This is a genomic window from Citrobacter sp. GW821-FHT02E08 (assembly GCF_059421685.1).
The window spans coordinates 15,511-39,333 of sequence record NZ_JBWKVL010000015.1; the positions used below are offsets into that span (position 1 = coordinate 15,511).

The following is a 23,823-nucleotide window of genomic DNA, read 5'->3' on the forward strand; positions in this document are numbered from 1 at the left end:
CTTTAACTCTCCCGGATTGGTCATTGTCGTCGTGGTAACGAGGTCTACAATTCTGCAAAAATTGGCCGTGTCGCCGTAAAAAATATAAAGCGAAATCTGTGCCAACTTTTAAATTGCCCCTAAAAGGCGTTATCATGCGCACCATCGTGCAAAAGGGCTGCACCATGGTGAGCACGCTGCACCAATATAGTGCTTCAATGTGAACATTAAGCACCATGTTGGTGCAATGAGCAATGAGTAACCCTTTTAACGCTCCGTGAAAGCGATCACAAAGAAACTCTGCAATACTTGTTTGCGGAGGATGTTTGTGATCCTGTTTTGTAGTGCGATTAATCCGTGTACAATAACGCGCTATTCCTAATGCCCGAGGCAAAGTTGTGATCGAAAATTTGCGTAACATCGCCATCATCGCGCACGTTGACCATGGTAAAACTACCCTGGTCGACAAGCTGCTGCAGCAATCCGGTACGTTTGATGCGCGTGCCGAAACCCAAGAGCGTGTGATGGACTCCAACGATTTGGAGAAAGAGCGTGGGATTACCATCCTCGCGAAAAACACCGCTATCAAATGGAATGACTACCGTATCAACATCGTTGATACCCCGGGGCACGCCGACTTCGGTGGTGAAGTTGAACGTGTAATGTCCATGGTCGATTCCGTGCTGTTGGTCGTTGATGCAATGGATGGTCCGATGCCGCAGACGCGCTTCGTGACCAAAAAAGCCTTTGCTCATGGCCTGAAGCCAATTGTTGTTATCAACAAAGTTGACCGTCCTGGCGCGCGTCCTGACTGGGTTGTTGATCAGGTATTTGACCTGTTCGTTAACCTTGATGCAACCGACGAACAGCTGGACTTCCCTATCGTTTACGCCTCTGCGCTGAACGGTATCGCAGGTCTGGATCACGAAGATATGGCTGAAGATATGACTCCGCTGTATCAGACCATCGTTGATCGCGTACCGGCACCGAACGTTGACCTTGATGGCCCGCTGCAGATGCAAATCTCTCAGCTGGACTACAACAACTACGTTGGTGTTATCGGCATCGGTCGTATCAAGCGCGGTAAAGTTAAACCGAACCAGCAGATCACTATCATTGATAGCGCAGGCAAAACCCGCAACGGTAAAGTCGGTAAAGTTCTGACCCACCTGGGTCTGGAACGTATCGAGAGTGACGTTGCAGAAGCGGGCGATATCATCGCGATCACCGGTCTCGGCGAGCTGAACATCTCTGATACCATCTGTGATACACAGAATGTTGAAGCGCTGCCAGCACTGTCCGTTGATGAACCGACCGTATCCATGTTCTTCTGCGTAAACACCTCTCCGTTCTGTGGTAAAGAAGGTAAGTACGTTACCTCTCGTCAGATTCTTGACCGCCTGAACAAAGAGCTGGTGCACAACGTGGCACTGCGCGTTGAAGAAACGCCAGATGCGGATGCGTTCCGTGTATCTGGTCGTGGTGAGCTGCACCTGTCCGTTCTGATCGAAAACATGCGTCGTGAAGGTTTCGAAATGGCGGTTTCCCGTCCGAAAGTTATCTTCCGCGAAATCGACGGCCGTAAACAAGAGCCGTTCGAAAACGTAACGCTGGACGTCGAAGAACAGCATCAGGGTTCTGTCATGCAGGCTCTGGGTGAGCGTAAAGGCGACCTGAAAAACATGAATCCAGATGGCAAAGGCCGCGTACGTCTTGACTACGTGATCCCAAGCCGTGGTCTGATCGGCTTCCGTTCAGAATTCATGACCATGACCTCTGGTACCGGTCTGCTGTACTCCACCTTCAGCCATTACGACGATATTCGTGCGGGCGATGTTGGTCAGCGTCAGAACGGCGTACTGATCTCCAACGGTCAGGGTAAAGCGGTTGCGTTCGCACTGTTCAGCCTGCAGGATCGCGGTAAGCTGTTCCTGGGTCACGGTGCAGAAGTTTACGAAGGCCAGATCATCGGTATTCACAGTCGTTCTAACGACCTGACTGTAAACTGCCTGACCGGTAAGAAACTGACCAACATGCGTGCTTCCGGTACTGACGAAGCAACCACGCTGGTCCCAGCTCAGAAAATGACTCTGGAGCAGGCTCTGGAATTCATCGATGACGACGAACTGGTAGAAGTTACCCCAACTTCCATCCGTATCCGTAAACGTCACCTGACTGAAAACGATCGTAAACGCGCAATGCGCGGCGCGAAAGAAGAGTAATTAACGCTTCTTTCTACGATAAGACCCTGCCTTCGTGGCGGGGTTTTTTTTTGGGATCTTTTTGGCCGTACTACGACCTCACCGACGCTGTTCATTCCTGCCTCTCTTCACCTGCCAAACTCCCGTACCCTCGTCATAAGAGAGCTTTGTCACATTTATCTTCAAAGCATGTCGGCGCTGTTTGCTTTCTTTTTTAGCGTCAGCGTATGATGCTTTCGCTGGTTTAAACCAAATGGGTTAAACAATGACGAGCAATCAGTCGACCGTTGAAAATGCGAAAGAGAAGCTGGACCGTTGGTTAAACGATGGGATCACCACGTCAGGTGGAAAGCTGCCTTCTGAGCGGGAATTAGGTGAGCTGCTGGGTATTAAGCGTATGACGCTACGTCAGGCGCTGTTAAATCTTGAGGCTGAATCCAAAATATTCCGTAAGGATCGTAAAGGATGGTTCGTCACCCAGCCACGCTTCAATTACAGCCCGGAATTATCGGCGAGCTTTCAGCGTGCTGCGCTTGAACAGGGCAGGGAACCGTCATGGGGATTTACTGAGAAAAGCCGTATTTCCGATTTTCCAGAGATGGTTGCTCCTTTGACAACCGTCACCGCATCCGACGAGCTGTATCGGGTGACGGGGTGGGGTGCACTGGAAGGGCATAAAGTTTTCTACCATGAAACGTTTATTAATCCCGTTGTGGCTCCAGGCTTTATTGATCAGCTTGAAAACCAATCTTTTTCTACCGTATGGGAACAAGTCTATAAAAAAGAAACGGTGGTAAAGAAGCTGGTTTTCAAACCGGTTCGCATGCCTGGCGATATCAGTAAATTTATTGGCGGCTCCGCCGGGATGCCAGCCATTCTTATTGAAAAGCATCGGGCTGACCGCGATGGGAATATCGTACAAATAGACCTTGAATACTGGCGATTTGAGGCAGTTGATCTCTTTATTAACTTGTAGGTGTATTATGGTCACAATGAATAATGCAGAAAAAATTCTGGCGCGTGTAGACAACCTTCCCCTTTATCTTCATGCATATGCTTATCATCTGAATATGCGTCTCGAGCGAATTTTACCCAATGACTTATTGGATATCGCGCATGAGAACCAGCTACGTGGTGTAAAAATTCATGTTCTTGATGGGGAACGCTATTCACTCGAAAATATGAATGACAGCGAACTTTCTGCTTTTGGTGATAAAGCACGTCAGCTGAATCTTGATGTTCATATTGAGACCAGTGCCTCAGATAAAAAAGCCATTGATCAGGTTGCCGCTATTGCATTAAAAACAGGTGCGTCATCCGTCCGCTTTTATCCGCGCTATGAAGGTAATCTGCAGGAGGTCATGTCGATTATCGCCAAAGATATCGCCTATATTCGTGACACTTACCAGAACAGCGGCTTAACCTTCACACTTGAACAGCATGAAGATCTGAAAAGCCATGAGCTGGCCTCATTAATTAAGCAAAGTGGAATGGAGTCTCTCTCTCTGCTGTTTGACTTTGCCAATATGATTAATGCGAATGAGCATCCCCTCGACGCACTGGACACAATGGCACCGCATATTACTCAGGTGCACATTAAAGACGCGCTGATCGTGAATGAAGAAGGTGGACTGGGTCATAAAGCCTGTATCTCTGGTCAGGGCGATATGCCGTTCAAAGCATTGCTAACAAAACTGATCTGTTTAGGTGATGAAAAACCTCAGGTTATGGCCTATGGCCTGGAAGAAGAAGTTGATTATTATGCCCCGGCATTTCGTTTCGAAAATGAAGGCGACAACCCCTGGATCCCATGGCGTCAAATGAGTGAAACACCACTGCCTGAAGCCAATGCCCTGGAAGAACGCCTAATAAAAGAAAAAGAAGATGCGATTAACCAGATAAAATTTGTGCGCAGTGTTCTGCAACAAATCAAAAAAGAGGCGATTGATATTCTAAATACGTAATGCTGTTTTAATTTCTCTTATGTGCATGGAAAACCATTCTTCGAGAATGGTCGGGTTGCTATTGCCTATAAAACAATGAATTTAGTCATACTTTAGGGGATGTTATGCTCACCAAAAAGAAATGGGCGTTATTTAGCCTGTTAACGCTGTGTGGCGGTACAATTTATAAATTACCGTCATTAAAAGATGCGTTTTATATACCAATGCAGGAATACTTTCATTTGACCAATGGTCAAATTGGTAATGCGATGTCGGTGAACTCATTTGTTACGACGGTGGGTTTTTTCCTGTCTATCTATTTTGCCGACAAACTGCCACGTAAATACACCATGTCGTTTTCGCTGATTGCCACAGGGTTGTTAGGGGTCTATCTGACAACAATGCCTGGTTATTGGGGAATACTTTTTGTATGGGCGTTGTTTGGCGTCACCTGCGACATGATGAACTGGCCAGTGCTACTTAAATCGGTGAGCCGATTGGGTAATAGCGAACAGCAAGGGCGTTTGTTTGGTTTCTTCGAAACCGGTCGCGGAATCGTTGATACGATTGTGGCGTTTTCTGCTCTGGCGGTCTTTACCTGGTTTGGTAGTGGGTTGTTGGGATTCAAAGCCGGTATCTGGTTCTATTCAATCATTGTCATTGCGGTTGGGGTAATCATCTTCTTTGTTCTGAACGATAAAGAGGATGCACCTACGGTCAATGTCAGCGATACCGAAGACACGAAAAAAAGCCCGGGTATGACGACGGTACTGAAGGACAAAACGATTTGGCTAATCGCCTTCAACGTCTTCTTTGTCTATGCCGTCTACTGCGGTTTAACGTTCTTCATTCCGTTCCTGAAAAATATTTATATGCTGCCAGTCGCGCTGGTGGGGGCCTACGGCATCATTAACCAATATTGCCTGAAAATGATCGGTGGTCCGGTTGGCGGTATGATTTCAGATAAAATACTGAAATCACCCAGTAAATACTTATGTTACACCTTCATGATCAGCACGGTCGCACTGGTGCTTCTCATTATGCTGCCTCATGAAAGTATGCCGGTCTATTTAGGGATGGCGTGTACGTTAGGATTTGGCGCGATCGTATTTACGCAGCGTGCTGTTTTCTTCGCACCGATTGGCGAAGCGAAAATTGCGGAAAACCATACCGGGGCCGCGATGGCGCTGGGCAGCTTTATTGGTTACGCACCTGCCATGTTCTGTTTCAGTCTCTATGGCTACATCCTGGATTTAAACCCAGGAATGGTCGGCTATAAGATTGTCTTCGGTATTATGGCCTGCTTCGCATTCTGCGGCGCGGTAGTGTCGGTGATGCTGGTTAAACGCATCAGCCAGCGTAAGAAAGAGTTGCAGGCAGCCGAAGCCTGATACCTTCTCCGAGATAAGCATGTAAAAAAGCCGCTGATTATCAGCGGCTTTTTTTATTTGAAGCGTCAGGAAGCATCCTGATCGGCAACCACTAGCTCAATGTTTTCCTCATTGAGTAATTGTTGGAATGACGTCGGAGGGGGGGCATCGGTAAAAAATACCTGCACTTTACGCGCGTTACCGATGGACACTGCGGCAGATGCCGTAAATTTGGTGTGATCGGCAACTAATAACGTATTACGTGCATGTTTCATCATCGTCCTGGCGACGAGGGCTTCGTTGACATCAAACTCCAGTAGCGCCCCGTCATGCTCAATAGCGCCAATGCTAGTGATCAAATAATCGGCCCTGAACTCCTCAATAAAACTCACTGCAGCAGGACCAATAATTCCCCCGTTATGCGCACGCAGAGTTCCTCCTGGCACCATTACTTCAATATCCTGGTTTTTATACAGAATTTGAGCAACTCGCAGGCTGTTGGTGATGATGCGCAAGTCCCGGCGATTGAGCAATGCTCTGGCGACCGCTTCCACTGTGGTTCCTATGGTAATAAAAACCGTACAGCGTTCTGGCAGATAATCGGCAACAGCTTCTGCTATCGCCCCTTTCTCCTGAGTGAGCGATAGCTCTCTTTGCTCAAAAGCGGTATTCATAACGCTTGATACGCGCCCGGCACCACCATGATGTCGTGTAATCAGTCCTTGTTCACTAAGTTTACGAATATCACGGCGGACCGTTTGTGTGGAAACATCAAGCAATTGTGCCAGTTCCTCGATATTCATATAGCCTCGTTCAGCGATGTAATGAACAAGCTGATCGTGTCGAGGGTTACCGGTGACTTCGGTGATGCTCATGAATACTCCTGTACTCTTCCCCTGTAAATGTTCACTATTTTACGCATAAAGTGACAAAAATGATTCGGTTTGCTCACGATTAGGAATTCCGGCGCGTCCTCCAGGCTGAGTACATTTCATTGCTGCTACTGCACTGGCGAACCTAATTGACTGTTCAATCGTCATTTTTTCTGCCAACGCGACGGCCAATGCCCCGTGAAAGACATCGCCAGCCCCGGTTGTATCAACGACATCAACAGAAAACGCAGACTGCTGGTGGAGGCGCTGATCTTCAATCCATAGCGATCCTTCCCCGCCAAGTGTGACATAAACCAGGCCTTCAGTTTGTGTCGCCGCCAGACTCAAACCTTTGGTTGGGTCATCTTGACCGGTCATGCGTTTTAGCCCTGGCGTCGAAAAAACCGCATGATCGGAAAGAGCAACCAGAGGCGTAATATCCTGCGGTGTCATATCTGCATCCAGCAGTGTCTGTACGCCGGCTGCCCGCGCTAGCGTAAAGGCTTTTAATGCACCTTCGTGCCAACGTACATCGGCCAGTACGATGTCATAGCCTGTGAAATCAATCTCTTCCAGCCATTGCGCATCAGTGTCCAGGTCTGGACTCGGGTAGTTGACGATGATTCGTTCCCCGTGATTATCGACCAGAATGGCGGATTGTGATGAGCGCGCATTGGTGTATTGGCGACAATAGGTTGTATTCACTCCCCAGCCCTGAAGCTCGCTGATCAGCGTTTTTCCACAGCTATCGTCACCCAGTCGCCCAATGAAGTCGACTTCAATCCCGAGCCTGGCAATAGCAACCGCCGCAGTCGCTGCTGGCCCACCTCCCGTCTCAAGATATTGACTTGACTGATACTTACCACCTCCATCAGGCAAAGTGTTCAGAGAATAAATGCGATCCTGAACGGCGATTCCGACGCAAGCAATTCTGGTCATATGTGTTTGGTCCTGTGTGAAGTTGTCTTGTTTTGTTCATTTTAATGACATAAATGATCAAATTAGTGACGCACCTCTAGTTTTTAGTCATAAATTACAAATATGCTCAAAAACAGACGAAAATGACTTTTTATTTGTAATTATTTTGTCAACTAAAGACAGGAGATCGTTCATGACCACCATTGCATTCCTGGGATTGGGCCAGATGGGTAGCCCAATGGCCAGTAATCTGTTGCAAAAGGGGCATGCTTTACGCGTATTTGACGTTAATCAGCAGGCCGTCAGTGAGTTAGTCCAACAAGGGGCAACCGCAGCTCAAACACCTGCTGAAGCAGCTAAAGGTGCAGAGTTCATCATCACCATGCTGCCAAATGGCGACATTGTTCGGCAGGTGATGTTGGGCGATTCCGGGGTGCATGAAACCGTATCCCATGATGCGTTAGTTATCGATATGTCCACCATCCACCCCCTCCAGACGGATGCGCTGATCAATGAGTTGAAAGAGAAAGGCATCAGCATGATGGACGCCCCGGTCGGCAGAACCTCAGTGAATGCTATTGATGGCACATTACTGATTCTGGCGGGCGGTACGCCTGAGCAAGTCGAACAGGCGCGTCCAATTCTGATGTGTATGGGGAACGAATTGGTAGAAGCAGGCGGCCCGGGAATGGGGATCCGCGTGAAGCTGATTAACAACTACATGAGTATTGCGCTGAACGCGCTGTCGGCGGAAGCCGCAGTTCTTTGTGAGTCTCTGGGTCTTAGCCTGGATGTGGCGATTAAGGTTATGAGTGGAACTGCCGCAGGCAAGGGACACTTTACGACAACCTGGCCTGGGAAAGTGCTGAAGGGGGATCTGTCTCCGGCATTTATGGTGGACCTCGCACTGAAAGATCTGCGCATTGCCGTCGATGTTGCACACCAGACCGGCGCGCCGTTGAACATGGGTATTGCGGCAGAAGCCTACTACACCACGGCCAGCGAAAACGGCAGAGGACGCCAGGACTGGAGTGCGTTGTTATCTCAGGTTCGCCAGCAGGCTGGCCGTCCGGATTCACTTTAAATTTAAAACATTCACAGGAGTTACTATGTCTTCCCAAAATACCCCGTACACGCTGAAAGATATTTCTCGCCCAGGTGGTGGATTCGCTATGCTGGCCGTTGATCAACGTGAAGCCATGCGTCTGATGTTCGCCGCGTCCGGACATCCAAAACCCGTTGCCGATAGCGTGTTGACTGACTTTAAAGTCGCCGCAACACAGATCCTTTCTCCTTATGCTTCGGCGGTTCTGGCAGATAAACAGTTTTGTCTTGATGAAATTGTCTCTCAGGGAGCCGTGGCTGATTCATGCGGCCTGATCGTTGCTGCTGACCACTTTGTGCCTGGCAATGGCATTCCGGTTGATAGTGTTGAAATCGACAAAACGGTTGATCCGCATCAGGCGCGTCAGATGGGCGCAAAAGCGATGAAACTGTTGGTGCTGTGGCGGGAAGATGAGCCAGCCGAAGTGCGTCTTGCGATGGTCGAAGAATTTGTAGAGCGCTGCCGGAGCGCTGGGTTGGTGAGCATTATTGAACCTGTAGTGCGCCCGCCTCGCCAGGGTTGGGAATTTGACAAAGAAGCTGCCATTGTTGCGGCGGCTGCAGAGCTTGGCGGTACGGGAGCCGATCTCTACAAGGCAGAAATGCCATTAGGTGGTAAAGGCGATGAACAGACGTTACTGGCTGCGTGCCAGAAACTTAACGACCAGATGAAGATGCCCTGGGTCATTCTCTCATCTGGCGTTGATGCGGATGTCTTCGGGCGTGCGGTTCGCATTGCCATGAAAGCTGGCGCTTCAGGATTCCTGGCTGGGCGTGCCGTGTGGGCTTCCGTCGTCGGGGCGAAAGATCCGCAAACGATGCTGCGTGATGTTTCCGTTCCACGTCTTCAACGCCTGGCGGAAATTGTTGATGAAGGTATCGCGCAACGCTAATCACCCAATCATAACGATTCTGGAGAATAACAATGGATAAAATTACCCAGGTTTTATTTTCTGATATTGGAAAAGTCACCACCCAGTATGTGGAAGTGCCGCACCAGGAACTGAAACCACATGAAGTCCGCATTGCCCCTGTGTTTTATGGAATATGCGGCTCTGATCTGCACGTCCTGAAAGGGGGGCATCCATTCGCGAAACCTCCTGTCGTGCCAGGGCATGAAATTGCGGCACGTGTAACGGAGGTGGGGAGCGAAGTGACCCACATTCACGCGGGCGACCATGTTGTTGTCGATCCGATTATGGCCTGCATGGAGTGCCGTGCATGTAAGGCGGGGCGCTTTAATCTCTGTGAACCACCGCAGGTTGCAGGCTTTCGTGCACCAGGATTTGCCCGTTCACAGCATATCGTCCCTGCCCGGAACTGCCACGTTGCTCCTGCGTCTTTACCGCTGAAGGTTCTGGCCTTTGCTGAACCGGCAGCCTGCGCGCGTCATTGTGTAAACCGCATGCCGCAAGCCTCGCTGGAGAGCGTGTTAGTCATCGGGGCCGGAACCATTGGACTCTCTATTGTTCAGGCATTACGCATCATGGGCGCGGGAAAAATTACCGTTATCGAACCCGATGAAGCCAAACGCGCGCTGGCATTAAAACTCGGCGCCGCAGATGTCTGGGCGCCGGGCGAGCTTGATGCGGATGTTCGTTTCACGGGCGCGATTGATGTGGTTGCGGCTCAGGCCACGATTAACGATGCATTCATGCGCGTGTATGCGGGCGGTACGGTGGTGTGTATGGGCGTGCCGAGTGGGCCTCGCGAAGTCCCACTTCCGATGATGCAACGCTTTGAGCGCGATTTGCTCAATTCCGGCATGTATATACCAGAGGATTTTGATGCCGTTATTGAGTGGTTGGCGGATGGTCGGTTTGATACCAGTGAACTGGTAACCGATTTGTTCCCTGTCGATGATGCGGCGAAGGCATTTGAACGCGCGCAGCAAAATGACTCAATAAAAGTCATGCTGCAGTTCGCTGAAGATTGATGGTGTAAACCTCTGTCTGGCGCTGCGTAACAGCAGCGCCACCCTACAACAATGAAGAAGGACACTGCGATGAGTCAAATCACCAGTCCTGCACCATATTCAATCGGTCGTCCACAGGATGTGATTGATATAGTAAATAAAAACTCAGCAGTTAATACCAGCATCGGTGTCATTTTTATCGCATTGGGTGGCATTCTTATTGATGCGTACCAGGCTGCGATGGTGGGTTTTGGTAATAAGTACATTGCAGCCGAGTTTGGCATTTCTCCGGGTCTGGCGGCGACAGTTAACGCCTCCGTGTTAGTGGCCGCTCTGATTGGCGGGCTATTAGCGAACCGTGTTATTAACCGCTTTGGTCAAAAGCGTGCATTTATCATCGGAATGGGGTTGTGCACGATCGGGGCGGCAGCCGTCGCCATTGCGCCTAATATCTGGTGGGTGCTGGTATGCCGTGTCGTGATGGGCTTTGGGTTAGGTATTGATTTCCCACTGGCCACTAACGCTGTGGCGGAATTACGGGGATCAACATCGAAGAAGACCGGTTCGTCCGTTAATCTTTGGCAAATGGCCTGGTATGTTTCAACCACCGTTGTTTATCTCGTTCTGCTTCCGTTGCTTCTGTCTGGTATTGCTGAAGAACAACTCTGGCGCTACGGAATTTTCGCGGGTGCCATCTTTGCCGTCATTATCATGATCCTGCGTTACTTTTTTATCGGTGAATCTGCGATGTGGGCTGCAAGGGTCGGTCGCTATGAAGAAGCCTGCGGGATTCTGGAAAAACGCTATGGCGTTAAAGCTCAGGTTGCTAAGTCATCTAAATCAGATGCTACCTCTGCTGAAAAACCAGAAAGTAAATTTCGTGGCGGTTATGGCATCTTGTTCAATTCACGCTACCGTAAACGCACCATTCTTGGCTGTGTCGTGGCAACCATGCAGGCCTGGCAATATAACGCCGTGGGCGTTTATTTACCGCTGACGCTGGCCGGAATACTGAGTGGGGGATTAACCGGCGCATTAACGGGTTCCGCGGTAGTGAACGCACTTTGTGGGGTCACCGGCGGCTTAATCGGCTCGCTCATTCTCCAGCGTTTGGGAACGCGTCTCCAGTCGATGTATGGATTTGCGTTAGTGACCGTGGCGCTGCTGGCGTTAGGTGCCCTGGCAACCACGAGTCCCTGGCTTTCCTTAAGTCTGCTGGGCACGATTATATTCTTCCACTCTGCCGGTCCTGGCGGATTAGGAATGACCATTGCAACACTCTCTTACCCACCCACTATACGACCCACAGGTGTCGGATTTGCGCGCGCCATCATGCGTACCGGGGCCATTGCCGGGCTTATCTTCTGGCCTATGTTATGGGGGGCGTTGAAGACAGAGGCGTTTTACTGGCTGGCGATAGTGCCTTTCCTTGGATTCCTTACCTGTGTGTTGATTAAGTGGGAACCGCTGGGAGCGAATGTCGATGCTGAGGATGAACAGGTATTAGCGGAGTTGGAAAAATAATCACAATGCGCAGTCGGCTACTGCCGACGCGCTGACTCATAGAACGCTATACCCATAAAGTGGTTTTGTTCCGCAGCTTTCTCGCCGAGATGGAGAGGAAAATTATGTCTGAGAAATTATCTGGATCGAGTGAAGGGCTATCCGGCAAAGCCATGAGACGTGTCGTCATGGGAAGCTTCGCTGGTGCGTTGATGGAGTGGTATGATTTTTTTATTTTCGGAACGGCAGCAGGACTGGTTTTTGCTCCTCTGTTCTTCCCTGACAGCGATCCCTTTATTGGTCTGATTGCTGCCTTTGCTACCTTTGGCGTGGGCTTTTTAACCCGCCCGTTGGGTGGCATTGTTTTTGGCCATTTTGGTGATAAAGTCGGGCGAAAAATAACGCTGATCTGGACTCTGGGTATTGTTGGGACTTCAACCTTTTTAATTGGTTTTATTCCAACATATCAGGAGATTGGCATTTGGGCTCCGCTCATTCTGATGGTGCTTCGCCTGATACAAGGATTTGGCCTTGGCGGCGAATATGGCGGTGCGGCGTTGATGACGATAGAGTCTGCGCCGGAGAAAAAACGTGGATTTCTGGGTTCGTTGCCGCAAACGGCAGCGTCAGTGGGCATTATGCTGGCTACAGGGGTTTTTGCGCTCTGTAATCATTTTCTGACCCAGGAGCAATTTCTTTCCTGGGGATGGCGTATTCCATTTTGGTTATCTGCCGTGATGCTGATTGTCGGTATGTTTATACGATTGCATACCGAAGAAACCCTGGATTTTCAAAAACAAAAATCGGTTGAGACCGACGATAAAGCACCCTTGCCGCTGATTGAACTCTTCCGCAAGCACCCGCGTAATATTCTGCTCGCAGTGGGAGCCCGGTTAGCAGAGAGCGTTTCATCGAATATTATTAATGCCTTTGGCATTGTTTATATTTCCAGCCAACTGGCGTTATCAAGGGATGTACCATTAACAGGTATGCTTATCGCTTCAGCGATTGGTATTTTTTGTTGCCCTTTGTTTGGATGGCTTTCTGACCGGGTTGGTCAGCGTAAATTATATTTGTTCGGTGCCGGTTTTTGCATCCTGTTTGCATTTCCATTTTTCTTACTGCTGGATACAAAAAGTACACTCATTATTTGGTGCAGTATGATCCTGGGCTATAACTTTGGCCCAACGATGATGTTCGCTGTGCAACCTACACTGTTCACCCGCATGTTTGGTACCCGGGTTCGCTATACGGGCCTTTCTTTTGCCTACCAATTTTCCGCAATTCTTGGCGGTTTAAGCCCACTTATCGCATCAAGCCTACTCGCGTTGGGCGGAGGTGAGCCATGGTATGTGGCATTGTTCCTTTTTGGTATTTCAATCCTCTCATTTATTTGCGTCTGGCTTATCGAACCACATTCACACGATAACCCCGATGTGAAAAAACAATTAAAACCTTACCGCTATATCAGGGAGTAACGACATGAATGAGCACCAGCAAGCGCTACAACACGCTTTTGACGCCACCTGGCCCGGCCCTATGGGCGATCCCGTGCACCTGGAAAATAAACATATTTGCCTGCGGATTTATCCCCATGATGGGGCAAGGATAACGTCATTACAGGCATTCGGTTTTGAGGTTTTGCGACAGTGGGAGCCACAACGAAAAGCATTCCAGTATGGGTGCTTTCCGATGGTGCCCTGGGCTGGACGTCTCGGGTATGCGACATTGAACGTTAACGATCAACGTTATGCCTTACCCGCGAATAAACCGCCTCATGCATTGCACGGTATGGCATGCTACTCATCATGGGAAATCGTCGAGCATAAAACGGATGCGCTGACGCTGCGAATGCCGCTTGGTTCTCCATGGCCCTGGGCGGGTGAGGTTCTGCAAATACTGACGCTTAAAGAAAATTCGCTGGTCTTACGTCTTGAGATCCACTCAAAGGCGGAATCCTTCCCTGCATCTGCAGGCTGGCATCCATGGTTTGTCAAACAACTGAATCAACAGAATAGCGACGGTCAATTACAGGTCGTTTTTGATGCAGACTGGCAGGAAGAAGCGGGAAGTGACGAACTGCCAACAGGCAGAAGAACGTCACCTCAGCCAGGGCCGTGGGACGACTGTTTTGGTTTTTCCTCCGGGTTAGATGTCACATTGCAATGGCCAGGAAAACTGAGTTTGAACATGACATCGGCTGCACAAAGCCTGGTGGTCTTTGATAAACAGCCCGATGCGACATGCGTTAATCCGCTCACCCAGGCGCCGAATGCGATTAACCTCACGCCACAGTTTGTCACAACAGATGCTCCTCTGGTCATTGAATCATGTTGGCAGTTTAATCAATTGGGTTAACGTATCTCATTGAAATGAAAAGAGACTGAACGTCAGCTTTTTATTTTCAGCACACCTCATGGCAGTGCATATTTTATGTCTATGTCCTGGAGGTGTTTCATAAAAGAACCGTCTGCAAAGACGGTTCCCTTCACATTTTTTATAAATAGATAATCTTCCTGGCGTTTCATGCAAAATTCCTAAAGCCTTACTCTACGTTCACATGTGCTTTTCATCTTCATTGTTTTATAAGCTTTTTATTTCCTGAAAGTTCAGCTTTTTATTTTATACAATTATTTGATAAGAATAATGCAAATATATTAACTGCAATTTTAATTTTGCCATCCTGTCGTCGCTGGCTATTTATTGACATGTTGAATAATTAATTATATTTAATTTAAAAAGGCAATGACTCACTCATTTCTTGTGTTACATATTCTTTATCTCTTTAAAGAGTTACAGGTTTGTTTTGCCTTCAGTTTTTATTTAAATGCAGCGTTGATGCACTTTGCTAAAAAAGCCTTACGGAAAAGGTGAACTCTCATGAAAACTCCTGGTTTTATTCAAAAACGATTTCCTCCAACAAAGCTCTCACTTTGTATTGCCTGTGCGCTGGCACTCGGTGGACTCAGCGGACAGGCAGCAGCTGCGGGGTGTAGTTACACAACCACGGCGCAGTTGTTATGTGACAATACGACTATCTACCACTATGGGAATCCACTTGGCGGAGCAGGCCGGGATTACAGCGGATTTGATGAAGTTCGTATTGATACAACGTCAGAAGGCACAACGTCGGGGTTAACGGGGTGGGGTGTCTATATTGATAATACGGGATATAAATTTAAAAATCTGGTCATTAATACCATAGGCAAGGCCGCCGATGGTATTCACTCCAAAAATGCGGGTGGCAAGCTGGTTGCAGATAATATTTATATTACAGCGACCGGCAGTAGTTCAGATGGTATAAATATCGGTCGCGAATTACAGGCTGATTATTCCATTGTTGAAGTCAGTGGCAATGTCACGATTGATACTGAAAACGGTATGGGGCTGCGTGCGAATGCCTCGGCGAATAAAGATAACGCGCGATCGTCCATTATTATTCATGGTAATGCCGATATTGTGACCCGTGGTCCAGGGGGGGCCAACACAGGATATGGAATATATGCAGGGAAAGATCCTGCTCAGTATACCGGTACCGGGAAAGGCGACCCGGATGTCACGATAAATGGCACCACAAAAATCGCCACATCAGGTCGAAGTGCGCATGCAATATATGCCGGACGGCTGGGCGAGATTAACTTGAACCATGTGGATGTAAAAACCACGGGGGCGACTGCGCATGGTGTTTACGCTTATTCGAGCTATGAGCCTGCCATTGTGAACCTGGGTGGCAATACGTTTATTGAGGTTTCGGATAGTAACGCCTACGCGCTTTACGCTTATGGTACGCAGGCGCTGATTCGCTCCTGGGATTACGTTTCTGATAGCGCATCATCCGGTGTGTATGACATAAAAGGCAACCTGCGTGCCTACTATGGCGGCATCATGGATCTGCGTATGGAAGAGGGGAGTCGTTTTGTGGGTAAAACCGACTCTTCACAACAGAACAGTAATACCAACTATCATGGCACGCTGGATCTGAGCATGAAGGGCGCCAATAGTGAATGGACGATGACCGGGACCTCCGTTCTCTCTAATCTGACGTTGGATCAATCCACACTGCGCTACAGTGCCGATGGTGTGTCTGGAGACGATGCAAGCACCTTTAAGACGCTGACCGTGATGGGGAACTTTATTGGTACCGATGCGTTACTGGTACTTAACACCGTGCTTGAAGGCGATGAATCCTTAACTGATAAACTGATCGTAAAAGGTGATACAGCCGGGAATACCAATGTTGGTATTAACAATATCGGTGGTATGGGCGATCTGACCCTTAATGGCATTGAGATTGTGCAGGTTGAGGGTAACTCCAACGGTACCTTTACCAAAGCCGGGCGTATCGTGGCGGGTGGCTACGACTACGATGTGGTGAAGAATGCCAGCAACTGGTATCTCACCAGTCAATTGAGCCCAGTCGATCCTGACCCGGAACCCGACCCAGAGCCGGAAGATCCCGATCCGGTCGATCCACCAACGCCTCCGGGGCCGGTTGATCCCGTTGATCCGCCAGCACCTCCTGGTCCGGTTGACCCTGTTGATCCGCCAGCACCTCCTGGTCCGGTTGACCCTGTTGATCCCCCTGCGCCTCCGGGCCCGGTCGACCCTGTTGACCCGCCAGCACCTCCTGGCCCGGTTGACCCGGTTGAACCACCAACGCCGCCAGCCCCCGAGCCCGGTGAACATCAGTATCGCCCGGAATTTGGTAGCTATCTGGCGAACAACTATGCGGCCAATACCCTGTTTATCACCCGATTGCATGACCGACTGGGGGAAACGCAATATACGGACATGCTGACGGGTGAACGGAAAGTGACCAGCCTGTGGCTGCGTAACGAAGGGGGACATACTCGCTTTACTGACGGTAGCAACCAGTTGAAAACGAAAGCGAACCGCTATGTGATGCAGATAGGTGGTGACCTGGCGCAATGGAGCAGTGATGGTCTGGATCGCTGGCATCTGGGTGTAATGGCGGGTTACGCCAATCAGAAAAGTAAAACGCATAACACATACACCGGGTATGCGTCCCGCGGTCATGTGAATGGCTACAGTGCAGGCCTGTACGCGACCTGGTATGCAAACGAAGCGGATAAAACAGGAACCTACCTGGACAGTTGGGTTCTCTACAACTGGTTTGATAACACCGTGAGCGGCGATCATCTGGCCAGCGAGAAATATAAGTCAGACGGTATTACGGCCTCTATTGAAGGCGGTTACAGCGTCCTGTTGGGGGAAAGTGAGCGTGCAAGCTACTGGATCCAACCCAAAGCACAGGCTATCTGGATGGACGTGCAGGCTGATTCGCACCGCGAAAGCAACGGCACCCAGGTGAAAGACACAACAGATGGCAACCTGATGACCCGACTCGGCGTGCGTGCATATCTGAAAGGCCATAATGCAATCGACGATGATAAAAACCGTGAGTTCCAGCCGTTTGTAGAAGCGAACTGGATCCACAATACCCATAACCAGAGTGTCCAGATGGGAGCTATTCAGGATGAAATCAGCGGCACTAAAAATATCGGCGAACTGAAAGTCGGGGTTGAAGGGCAAATTAATCCGCGCCTGCAGGTGTGGGGCAACGTCGCACAGCAGGTTGGCGACAACAGTTATAGCGATACTGCGGCTATGTTGGGTGTTAAGTACAGTTTCTAAACGCGACACCAGGGGAAACAAGGCGATGCATAGCATCGCCTTTTTCAGATATGACCGTTACCGGTTTCACGATGTGGCACATAGTCAAACCTCTCCTTTCCCGCTACAGTTATTCATCCACGGCTAGCAAGGAGAAGAACATGCTCTATATCTTTGACTTAGGTAATGTGATTGTCGATATCGACTTCAACCGCGTGTTAGGCACCTGGAGCGATCTGAGCCGTGTCCCGCTGGCTTCGTTGAAACACAGTTTTACGATGGGAGAGGCCTTTCGCCAGCATGAACGGGGTGAAATAACCGATGAGGCTTTCGCCGAGGCGGTTTGTCATGAAATGGCGCTGCCGCTCAGTTACGAACAATTTTCTCATGGCTGGCAGGCTATTTTTGTCGGCATTCGCCCGGACGTGATTGGCATTATGCAAAAGCTGCGTGAGCAAGGGCATCGGGTTGTCGTCCTTTCTAACACTAACAGACTGCATACCACATTCTGGCCGGACGAATACCCGGAGGTTCGCCAGGCCGCCGACCATATTTATCTTTCCCAGGAACTGGGAATGCGTAAACCGGAAGCGCGTATTTACCAGCATGTCCTGCAGGCAGAAGGTTTTTCTGCGGACGATGCCGTCTTTTTTGATGACAACGGCGATAATATAGAAGGGGCTAACCAGTTGGGGATCACCAGCATCAGGGTGACCGACAAAACAACCATCCCGGACTATTTCGCGAAGTTGTTATGCTAAAAAACGTTCACCAAAAAGCCAGGCATCATACGCGTCCAATATGGGCCTGGCTTAAGTTATTGTGGCAGCGCATTGATGAGGACAATATGACGACCCTGGCAGGTAATCTGGCCTACGTCTCATTGCTCTCATTAGTGCCCTTCATTGCTGTTGTATTTGCCCTTTTCGCTGCATTTCCCATGTTTTCTGACGTTAGTCTTCAACTGCGTCATTTTATCTTCTCCAACTTTCTCCCCGCGACGGGGGATGTCATTCAGCGTTATATCGAACAGTTTGTCGCCAATTCCAACAAGATGACGGTGGTGGGAGCCTGTGGGCTGATCGTGACGGCGTTGTTGCTGATGTATGCTGTTGATAGTGCTTTAAATGCCATCTGGCGCAGTAAGCGCACGCGCCCAAAAGTCTACTCTTTTGCCGTTTACTGGATGATCCTGACGCTGGGTCCACTGCTGGCAGGTGCCAGCCTTGCGATCAGTTCGTATCTGCTCTCCCTTCGTTGGGCCAGTGAACTCAATAGCGTTATTGATGATGTGCTGCGCATTTTTCCGCTTTTGCTTTCCTGGATCTCATTCTGGTTGCTGTATAGCGTTGTCCCCACCATCCGCGTTCCAAACCGGGATGCGATAGTCGGGGCGTTTGTCGCCGCCATACTGTTTGAGGCGGGGAAGAAAGGATTTGCGCTCTATATCACCATGTTCCCCTCTTATCAGCTCATTTATGGCGTCCTGGCGGTGATCCCAATTTTGTTTGTCTGGGTTTACTGGACGTGGTGTATCGTCTTGCTTGGTGCAGAAATAACTGTCACTCTCGGGGAATACCGCAAACTCAAACTAGCCGCAGAACAAGAAGAAGCAAAATAATCCTCTCAATGCACCTGCGCGACGTTCCTGCGGCGGCAGGTGTCACACCTATTTTCTCATGCACAAAAAATGTTTTTCGCTGTAGTCTGTAATGGCTGTGCTTCCCAGCAAACCGTAGCTGAATAAGAAAATTAAACTTTCGTGTCGATAATTTAAATTTTCAATCATTTTTAAAACTGTTTTTCGTTTTTGACAGCAGTGTGTTTTTTTTTGTGATGCGCGTCAAATCACCTTTGCGAAGGCTCTGTGTATAGTCTGTTTACACCGAATAAGTGAAGGTCCTGACTGCATGGCTAAATAAAAATTAAACTATCATTCTTTAAATGTAGATTGTGATAATCATAATTGAATTTGAATTACTATTTCATTGGGTGCTTTCATACATCAATGAGGAGTTTTATATGGATAGAAATTCGCATGTCATTGCTAAAATGAGGGTGTACTCTTTTATTTATTACTTTACGTGGGCTGAAGTTATTACGTTGTATACACTTTGGTTAAGTGAAGTCATAGGGCTGAATAGTGTTGCTATTGGTACTGTCTTTGCTGTAAATGGTGTCTTTGCAGTTATATTTAAGCCGCTTTATGGTTACACTCTTGATAAAATTGGGATGAGTAAAAAGCTACTTTATTTTATCGGGTTAGTTACGACGATGGTGGCGCCTTTCTTTATATATGTTTATAAACCCTTGCTGCTAAATTATACACTGGCTGGAATAATTGCGGGTTCAGTCTTTCTTGCGCTTGGTTGGTATGCGGGGGTTGCCGCCAATGAATCCTATATGGATCGGCTGAGTCGCCTGTATGGCACCGAGTTTGGGCGCATCAGGATGATGGGATCTATCGGTAGCACCGCGGGGGCGTCAATCTCCGGGATACTCTTTAATATTTCGCCAAATATTAACTTGGTTATCAGTAGTGTAGGGGCGATCCTGATGCTGCTGGTTCTGCTGAGTGTTAAAATTGACGATACATTACTGGCTGAAAACAGTGTGGTATCAAAAGAAAGAATTCAATCAAAAGATATTTTTACTCTTTTAAGAACTAAAAAATTCTGGATGTTTGCGCTTTATATTGCTGGCGTGGTGTGGATGATGTTTGTTGCTGAGCAACAATTCCCGCGTTTCTTTGTGACGTTCTTTGAAACAAAAGAAAAGGGTAATGAATGGTATGGTTATATGATGACCGTTAAAAACGGGTTTGAATTTGTCACCATGCTGTTCGCGCCAGTTATTGTTAACCGCATTGGTGCAAAAAACGCTTTACTGCTGTGTGGAGCGATAATCGGCGTACGTTTGATGCTTTGTGGCGTGGTGCATAATCATATTGCTATTTCAGTACTTAAGACATTCTATGGTCTGGAAATGGCATTGTTGCTCGTGTCAGCATTTAAATATATTGCTGAGCATTTTGATAAAAAAGTCAATGCCACTATGTATCTGCTGGGATACCAGACGATGATTTATATCGGTTCAACCCTTGTTTCTGCTCCGGTAGGACATTTATATGATAAGTATGGTTTTGAGCAAACCTACCTTTATATGGGGATGTGGGCATTAATGTTCACTATTGTTTCTTCATTTACCCTTTCTAAATGCCGTTCCGGTGTTAAGAAAGAAAATAATACCTATGTAGACGCGAAAGCTTAGTCACGGAGTGGGGAATATGCTGTCAAAAATTTCAACAGAACATCTGAAACAGGTTTGTTTGCCAACGCCAAATCGGTTTTTGCTTAAGCAGAAGGTTCAGGCTGCCATTGATACGGCGACGCAAAAAACGCTGCTGAATATCGCTAAGCTGGATGGGCAGCTACCGGGTGAGATTTGCATTGAGGGCGTTTGGCCACGCACGGAAAATATCGGCTGGACCACGGGATTTTGGGTGGGTCAACTCTGGTTACTTTGGGAGTTAACCCGTCATGAGTCGTTTCGCCAACAGGCAGAACAGCTGATCTCCTCTTTTGCGGAGCGTCTCAATAATCGTATCGATGTGGATCACCATGACCTGGGTTTTCTTTATACATTATCCTGTGTTTCAGCCTGGAAATTAACCGGAAATGTACAGGCCAGGGAAACGGCGATTCAGGCTGCAGAATCCCTGTTTGAGCGGTTTAATCCCGTGTCAAAAGTGATTCAGGCGTGGGGTGATTTAAATGACCCTGAACAGCAAGGTCGGATGATTATCGACTGTAATATGAACCTGCCATTATTGTACTGGGCTTCGCAGCAAACCGGTGATGATAAATTTGCGTTAGCGGCAGCGCAGCATATTCAGCAGGTCGCCAACTATATTGTTCGCCCCGATGCTTCCACACATCACACTTTTTATCTTGATATCAACACCGGGCAGCCGCGCTACGGGAAAACCCACCAGGGTTACAGCGATGTCTCGTGTTGGTCTCGTGGGCAGGCCTGGGGGATCTATGGTTTTATGCTGAGTTACCGATATACAGGCCAACGTGAATACGTTGATATCACACGCAGCCTGGCGCACTACTTTCTAAACCGTTTACCTGACGATCTCGTCTGTTATTGGGATCTCGACCTGAACGGAGCGGACGTTTACCGTGATAGTTCTGCTGCGGCGATTGCAGCATGCGGTTTACTCGATCTTGCCAGCGCGCTTCCGGCAACCGATCGGTACAAAACATATTATGAGGACGCAGCGCTGAATATTGTGAATTCACTTATCGATAATTATTCATCGTGTATTGCGGAGTCCTGTGATGGGCTGTTAAAACATGGCGCCTGTAATGTGAATAAAAATAAGGGCGTGGATGCCTGCAATATTTTTGGTGACTATTTCTTTGTGGAAGCGCTGACGAAGATAAACCAGACATGGAATCCCTACTGGTAGTCGAAAGATTTACCTGTTTAGTAAGTTAAGGTGTTCTGATGAAATCAAAAAATGATTATTGCGACATCATGAGAAACTGGGCTGAATCGGCAAAACCTTTTTTCTCTCCTCACCATAGTCGTATAAAGATGGGAAATACCGCGGCGCATTATTCTGATGATGTGGCGCAAATGGAGGGTTTCTCCAGGATGCTCTGGGGTTTATTGCCTCTCTGGAGCGCGGGTCATTCGGTTGATTTGCTGGCGGAATATACCGACGGGGTACGTCATGGTTGTGATCCACAGCATGAAGAATACTGGGGCGAGGTGAACGGGCCGGATCAGCGCTGTGTGGAAATGGCCGCCTACGCTTTGGCAATGGCACTTCCGGGGTCGCTGCTTTGGGCATCGTTGTCTGCTCAGGAGCAGGACAATTTGGTTGCATGGCTACAGCAAAGCAGGGACCTTCCTGTTCCGAATAATAACTGGCATTTTTTCCCTGTGTTGGTGCAGGTGGGTCTCAAGTGTGTTGGGCGCGATTATGATATGAACGTCATTAAGGCGCATCTGGACGCTATTGAACCTTTCTGGCTGGGAAATGGCTGGTATTCCGATGGGATGGGCAGGCCTCGCGACTACTATAACTCTTCCGCCTTCCATTATTATGGTTTGCTTTACAGCCACTTTATGCAGGATGTCGACCCGATACGTTGTGAACGATACCGCCAGCGCGCCCGGGAATTTGCGCATGAGCATATCTACTGGTTTTCTTCTGACGGGCCAGCCATTCCTTTTGGACGTAGTCTGACCTACCGTTTTGTGCAGACCGCATTCTGGAGTGCGGTTGCCTGGACAGGGCTGGATGTTTTTAGCCCCGGGATTATTAAAGGGATTATTCTTCGCCATATTGATTGGTGGCTACAGCAACCGTTTATCCACAACGATGGTTTATTTTCGATTGGGTATGCTTATCCTAATCTGGCCATGGCTGACGACTATAATAGCCCTGGTTCTCCATATTGGGCGTTGAAGTCATTATTAATACTGGCTATCAGTGACGAGAGTGAATTCTGGCAAAGCGAGCCGGAGCCATTTCCTGAACTGGAGAAAGTGCATTTTATTGTCCAGGCGACTCAGGCTATTGTCCATTCAGAAGATAATCGTCATGCCTGGATGTTAATGTCAGATCAATTTCACCCGCTTAATTTTGTTAACACAGACCCTAAATATTGCAAATTCGCTTATTCCAGCCATTTTGGGTTTACCATTGAACGCGGGGCATATGGTTTGAATCATGCGTCATGTGATTCGATGTTGCTTTTCAGCGAGCATGATAACTATTACCGCGGAAGGCAGAAATGTCAGTCGGTCACGATAACAGATAATTTTATTCGTAGTGAATGGCTCCCCTGGTCTGATGTTAACGTGACGACCTGGCTGGTACCCTGTGAACAGGGGCATGTGCGTATTCATCGCGTTGAAACAACAAGAGAAATAGACTGCGTTGAGGGTGGTTTTGCGGTTAATTATCATCATTTGCTGGATACAGTCGATAGTACGTCTGCCCTCTTTTTACGTTCAGAAAATGGCGGTAGTGGTGTTCAGGACCTGGTGAGCAATCGTCGTTCGACAAAAGTTGTGACGCCGCCTAACAGTAATATTATGTACCCCGAACCTTCTATCGTGCCGTGCCTGGCGATGGATTTGTCGGCAGGTACGCACTGGCTGGCGGGTTGGTATTACTCATCGCTGACCGGCGTTCAGGAGCGTTTGCCGGAGATTCACTTCAACGTTTCTGCACAGCAGTTAGTGATTAATCATGTAGAAATAGCGATTACCTGATGCGCCAGCAAAAGCGGCAGCCAGCCGTACTGACTGGCTGCCGCTTTTGCGTTTTTCCAGAAAGCTATGCAATATGGATAAAGAGTA

The 23,823-nt window shown here is 48.5% G+C and carries 18 protein-coding genes; 16 read left to right on the plus strand and 2 right to left on the minus strand.

What is annotated here, in order from left to right; all coding sequences use genetic code 11:
• Positions 1-377 precede the first annotated feature (377 nt).
• The 4 genes from typA (at position 378) to AC07UY_RS17455 (ending at position 5,514) form a co-directional block, all read left to right on the plus strand.
• The gene (gene typA, locus AC07UY_RS17440; protein WP_203359420.1) at positions 378-2,201 is read left to right on the plus strand and encodes a ribosome-dependent GTPase TypA; all 1,824 of its coding nucleotides are present in this window, start codon (positions 378-380) and stop codon (positions 2,199-2,201) included.
• A gap of 244 nt (positions 2,202-2,445) precedes the next feature.
• Positions 2,446-3,156, plus strand: coding sequence for a GntR family transcriptional regulator (locus AC07UY_RS17445; RefSeq protein WP_494701669.1), 711 nt, complete (start codon positions 2,446-2,448; stop codon positions 3,154-3,156).
• A 7-nt stretch (positions 3,157-3,163) separates the two neighbouring features.
• Positions 3,164-4,144 (plus strand): sugar phosphate isomerase/epimerase family protein, encoded by a 981-nt coding sequence (locus AC07UY_RS17450; protein ID WP_494701668.1) that lies wholly within the window; start codon positions 3,164-3,166, stop codon positions 4,142-4,144.
• A 104-nt stretch (positions 4,145-4,248) separates the two neighbouring features.
• Positions 4,249-5,514 (plus strand): MFS transporter, encoded by a 1,266-nt coding sequence (locus AC07UY_RS17455; RefSeq protein WP_203359418.1) that lies wholly within the window; start codon positions 4,249-4,251, stop codon positions 5,512-5,514.
• Between the two features lie 65 nt (positions 5,515-5,579).
• Here the strand turns inward: AC07UY_RS17455 and AC07UY_RS17460 are convergent, their stop codons facing one another.
• Both AC07UY_RS17460 and AC07UY_RS17465 read right to left on the minus strand, forming a co-directional pair.
• Positions 5,580-6,368 carry a DeoR/GlpR family DNA-binding transcription regulator gene (locus AC07UY_RS17460; protein WP_203359417.1) on the minus strand — a complete coding sequence of 263 codons (789 nt, stop codon included), beginning with the start codon at positions 6,366-6,368 and terminating at the stop codon, positions 5,580-5,582.
• 39 nt (positions 6,369-6,407) lie between these two features.
• Entirely contained in the window at positions 6,408-7,304 is an 897-nt protein-coding gene (locus AC07UY_RS17465) for a sugar kinase (RefSeq protein ID WP_203359416.1), read from the minus strand.
• A 172-nt stretch (positions 7,305-7,476) separates the two neighbouring features.
• On the opposite strand from AC07UY_RS17465, the gene yihU reads away from it, so the two are divergent.
• The 12 genes from yihU to AC07UY_RS17525 all read left to right on the plus strand — a co-directional run bounded on the left by yihU (position 7,477) and on the right by AC07UY_RS17525 (position 23,736).
• Positions 7,477-8,367, plus strand: a complete 891-nt coding sequence (gene yihU, locus AC07UY_RS17470; RefSeq protein WP_203359415.1) for a sulfolactaldehyde 3-reductase — start codon at positions 7,477-7,479, stop codon at positions 8,365-8,367.
• Positions 8,368-8,392: 25 nt separating this feature from the next.
• Positions 8,393-9,280, plus strand: coding sequence for an aldolase (locus AC07UY_RS17475; RefSeq protein ID WP_301702205.1), 888 nt, complete (start codon positions 8,393-8,395; stop codon positions 9,278-9,280).
• Positions 9,281-9,312: 32 nt separating this feature from the next.
• The gene (locus AC07UY_RS17480) at positions 9,313-10,323 is read left to right on the plus strand and encodes a zinc-dependent alcohol dehydrogenase (protein WP_203359413.1); all 1,011 of its coding nucleotides are present in this window, start codon (positions 9,313-9,315) and stop codon (positions 10,321-10,323) included.
• Between the two features lie 69 nt (positions 10,324-10,392).
• Entirely contained in the window at positions 10,393-11,826 is a 1,434-nt protein-coding gene (locus AC07UY_RS17485; RefSeq protein WP_203359412.1) for an MFS transporter, read from the plus strand.
• Between the two features lie 104 nt (positions 11,827-11,930).
• Entirely contained in the window at positions 11,931-13,283 is a 1,353-nt protein-coding gene (locus AC07UY_RS17490; protein ID WP_494701667.1) for an MFS transporter, read from the plus strand.
• A 4-nt stretch (positions 13,284-13,287) separates the two neighbouring features.
• On the plus strand, positions 13,288-14,163 hold the full coding sequence (locus AC07UY_RS17495; protein ID WP_494660798.1) for an aldose epimerase family protein: 876 nt from the start codon (positions 13,288-13,290) through the stop codon (positions 14,161-14,163).
• 522 nt (positions 14,164-14,685) lie between these two features.
• A complete protein-coding gene (locus AC07UY_RS17500) occupies positions 14,686-17,460 on the plus strand; it encodes an autotransporter outer membrane beta-barrel domain-containing protein (protein WP_494701666.1) in 2,775 nt (924 codons plus the stop codon).
• A 140-nt stretch (positions 17,461-17,600) separates the two neighbouring features.
• Complete coding sequence (gene yihX, locus AC07UY_RS17505) at positions 17,601-18,200, plus strand: glucose-1-phosphatase (RefSeq protein WP_494660796.1); 600 nt, start codon at positions 17,601-17,603, stop codon at positions 18,198-18,200.
• Positions 18,194-19,060: a virulence factor BrkB family protein gene (locus AC07UY_RS17510; RefSeq protein WP_494660795.1), complete on the plus strand. Its 867-nt coding sequence runs from the start codon at positions 18,194-18,196 to the stop codon at positions 19,058-19,060. The genes yihX and AC07UY_RS17510 overlap by 7 nt, the downstream gene beginning before the upstream one ends.
• 401 nt (positions 19,061-19,461) lie before the next feature.
• Positions 19,462-20,709 (plus strand): oligosaccharide MFS transporter, encoded by a 1,248-nt coding sequence (locus AC07UY_RS17515; RefSeq protein ID WP_494701665.1) that lies wholly within the window; start codon positions 19,462-19,464, stop codon positions 20,707-20,709.
• A 16-nt stretch (positions 20,710-20,725) separates the two neighbouring features.
• On the plus strand, positions 20,726-21,916 hold the full coding sequence (locus AC07UY_RS17520; protein WP_494660793.1) for a glycoside hydrolase family 88 protein: 1,191 nt from the start codon (positions 20,726-20,728) through the stop codon (positions 21,914-21,916).
• Positions 21,917-21,954: 38 nt separating this feature from the next.
• Complete coding sequence (locus tag AC07UY_RS17525; protein ID WP_494660792.1) at positions 21,955-23,736, plus strand: DUF2264 domain-containing protein; 1,782 nt, start codon at positions 21,955-21,957, stop codon at positions 23,734-23,736.
• The last annotated feature ends 87 nt before the right edge of the window (positions 23,737-23,823 follow it).

What these genes read in the sequence shown, in the direction of transcription:
- AC07UY_RS17500 (WP_494701666.1), top strand. Translation starts at nt 14,686, where the DNA reads ATGAAAACTCCTGGTTTTATTCAAAAACGATTTCCTCCAACAAAGCTC.
- AC07UY_RS17525 (WP_494660792.1), top strand. Translation starts at nt 21,955, where the DNA reads ATGAAATCAAAAAATGATTATTGCGACATCATGAGAAACTGGGCTGAA.
- AC07UY_RS17455 (WP_203359418.1), top strand. Translation starts at nt 4,249, where the DNA reads ATGCTCACCAAAAAGAAATGGGCGTTATTTAGCCTGTTAACGCTGTGT.
- AC07UY_RS17515 (WP_494701665.1), top strand. Translation starts at nt 19,462, where the DNA reads ATGGATAGAAATTCGCATGTCATTGCTAAAATGAGGGTGTACTCTTTT.
- AC07UY_RS17460 (WP_203359417.1), bottom strand. Translation starts at nt 6,368, where the DNA reads ATGAGCATCACCGAAGTCACCGGTAACCCTCGACACGATCAGCTTGTT.
- AC07UY_RS17465 (WP_203359416.1), bottom strand. Translation starts at nt 7,304, where the DNA reads ATGACCAGAATTGCTTGCGTCGGAATCGCCGTTCAGGATCGCATTTAT.
- yihX (WP_494660796.1), top strand. Translation starts at nt 17,601, where the DNA reads ATGCTCTATATCTTTGACTTAGGTAATGTGATTGTCGATATCGACTTC.
- AC07UY_RS17445 (WP_494701669.1), top strand. Translation starts at nt 2,446, where the DNA reads ATGACGAGCAATCAGTCGACCGTTGAAAATGCGAAAGAGAAGCTGGAC.
- yihU (WP_203359415.1), top strand. Translation starts at nt 7,477, where the DNA reads ATGACCACCATTGCATTCCTGGGATTGGGCCAGATGGGTAGCCCAATG.
- AC07UY_RS17485 (WP_203359412.1), top strand. Translation starts at nt 10,393, where the DNA reads ATGAGTCAAATCACCAGTCCTGCACCATATTCAATCGGTCGTCCACAG.
- AC07UY_RS17495 (WP_494660798.1), top strand. Translation starts at nt 13,288, where the DNA reads ATGAATGAGCACCAGCAAGCGCTACAACACGCTTTTGACGCCACCTGG.
- AC07UY_RS17510 (WP_494660795.1), top strand. Translation starts at nt 18,194, where the DNA reads ATGCTAAAAAACGTTCACCAAAAAGCCAGGCATCATACGCGTCCAATA.
- AC07UY_RS17475 (WP_301702205.1), top strand. Translation starts at nt 8,393, where the DNA reads ATGTCTTCCCAAAATACCCCGTACACGCTGAAAGATATTTCTCGCCCA.
- AC07UY_RS17480 (WP_203359413.1), top strand. Translation starts at nt 9,313, where the DNA reads ATGGATAAAATTACCCAGGTTTTATTTTCTGATATTGGAAAAGTCACC.
- AC07UY_RS17520 (WP_494660793.1), top strand. Translation starts at nt 20,726, where the DNA reads ATGCTGTCAAAAATTTCAACAGAACATCTGAAACAGGTTTGTTTGCCA.
- AC07UY_RS17490 (WP_494701667.1), top strand. Translation starts at nt 11,931, where the DNA reads ATGTCTGAGAAATTATCTGGATCGAGTGAAGGGCTATCCGGCAAAGCC.
- AC07UY_RS17450 (WP_494701668.1), top strand. Translation starts at nt 3,164, where the DNA reads ATGGTCACAATGAATAATGCAGAAAAAATTCTGGCGCGTGTAGACAAC.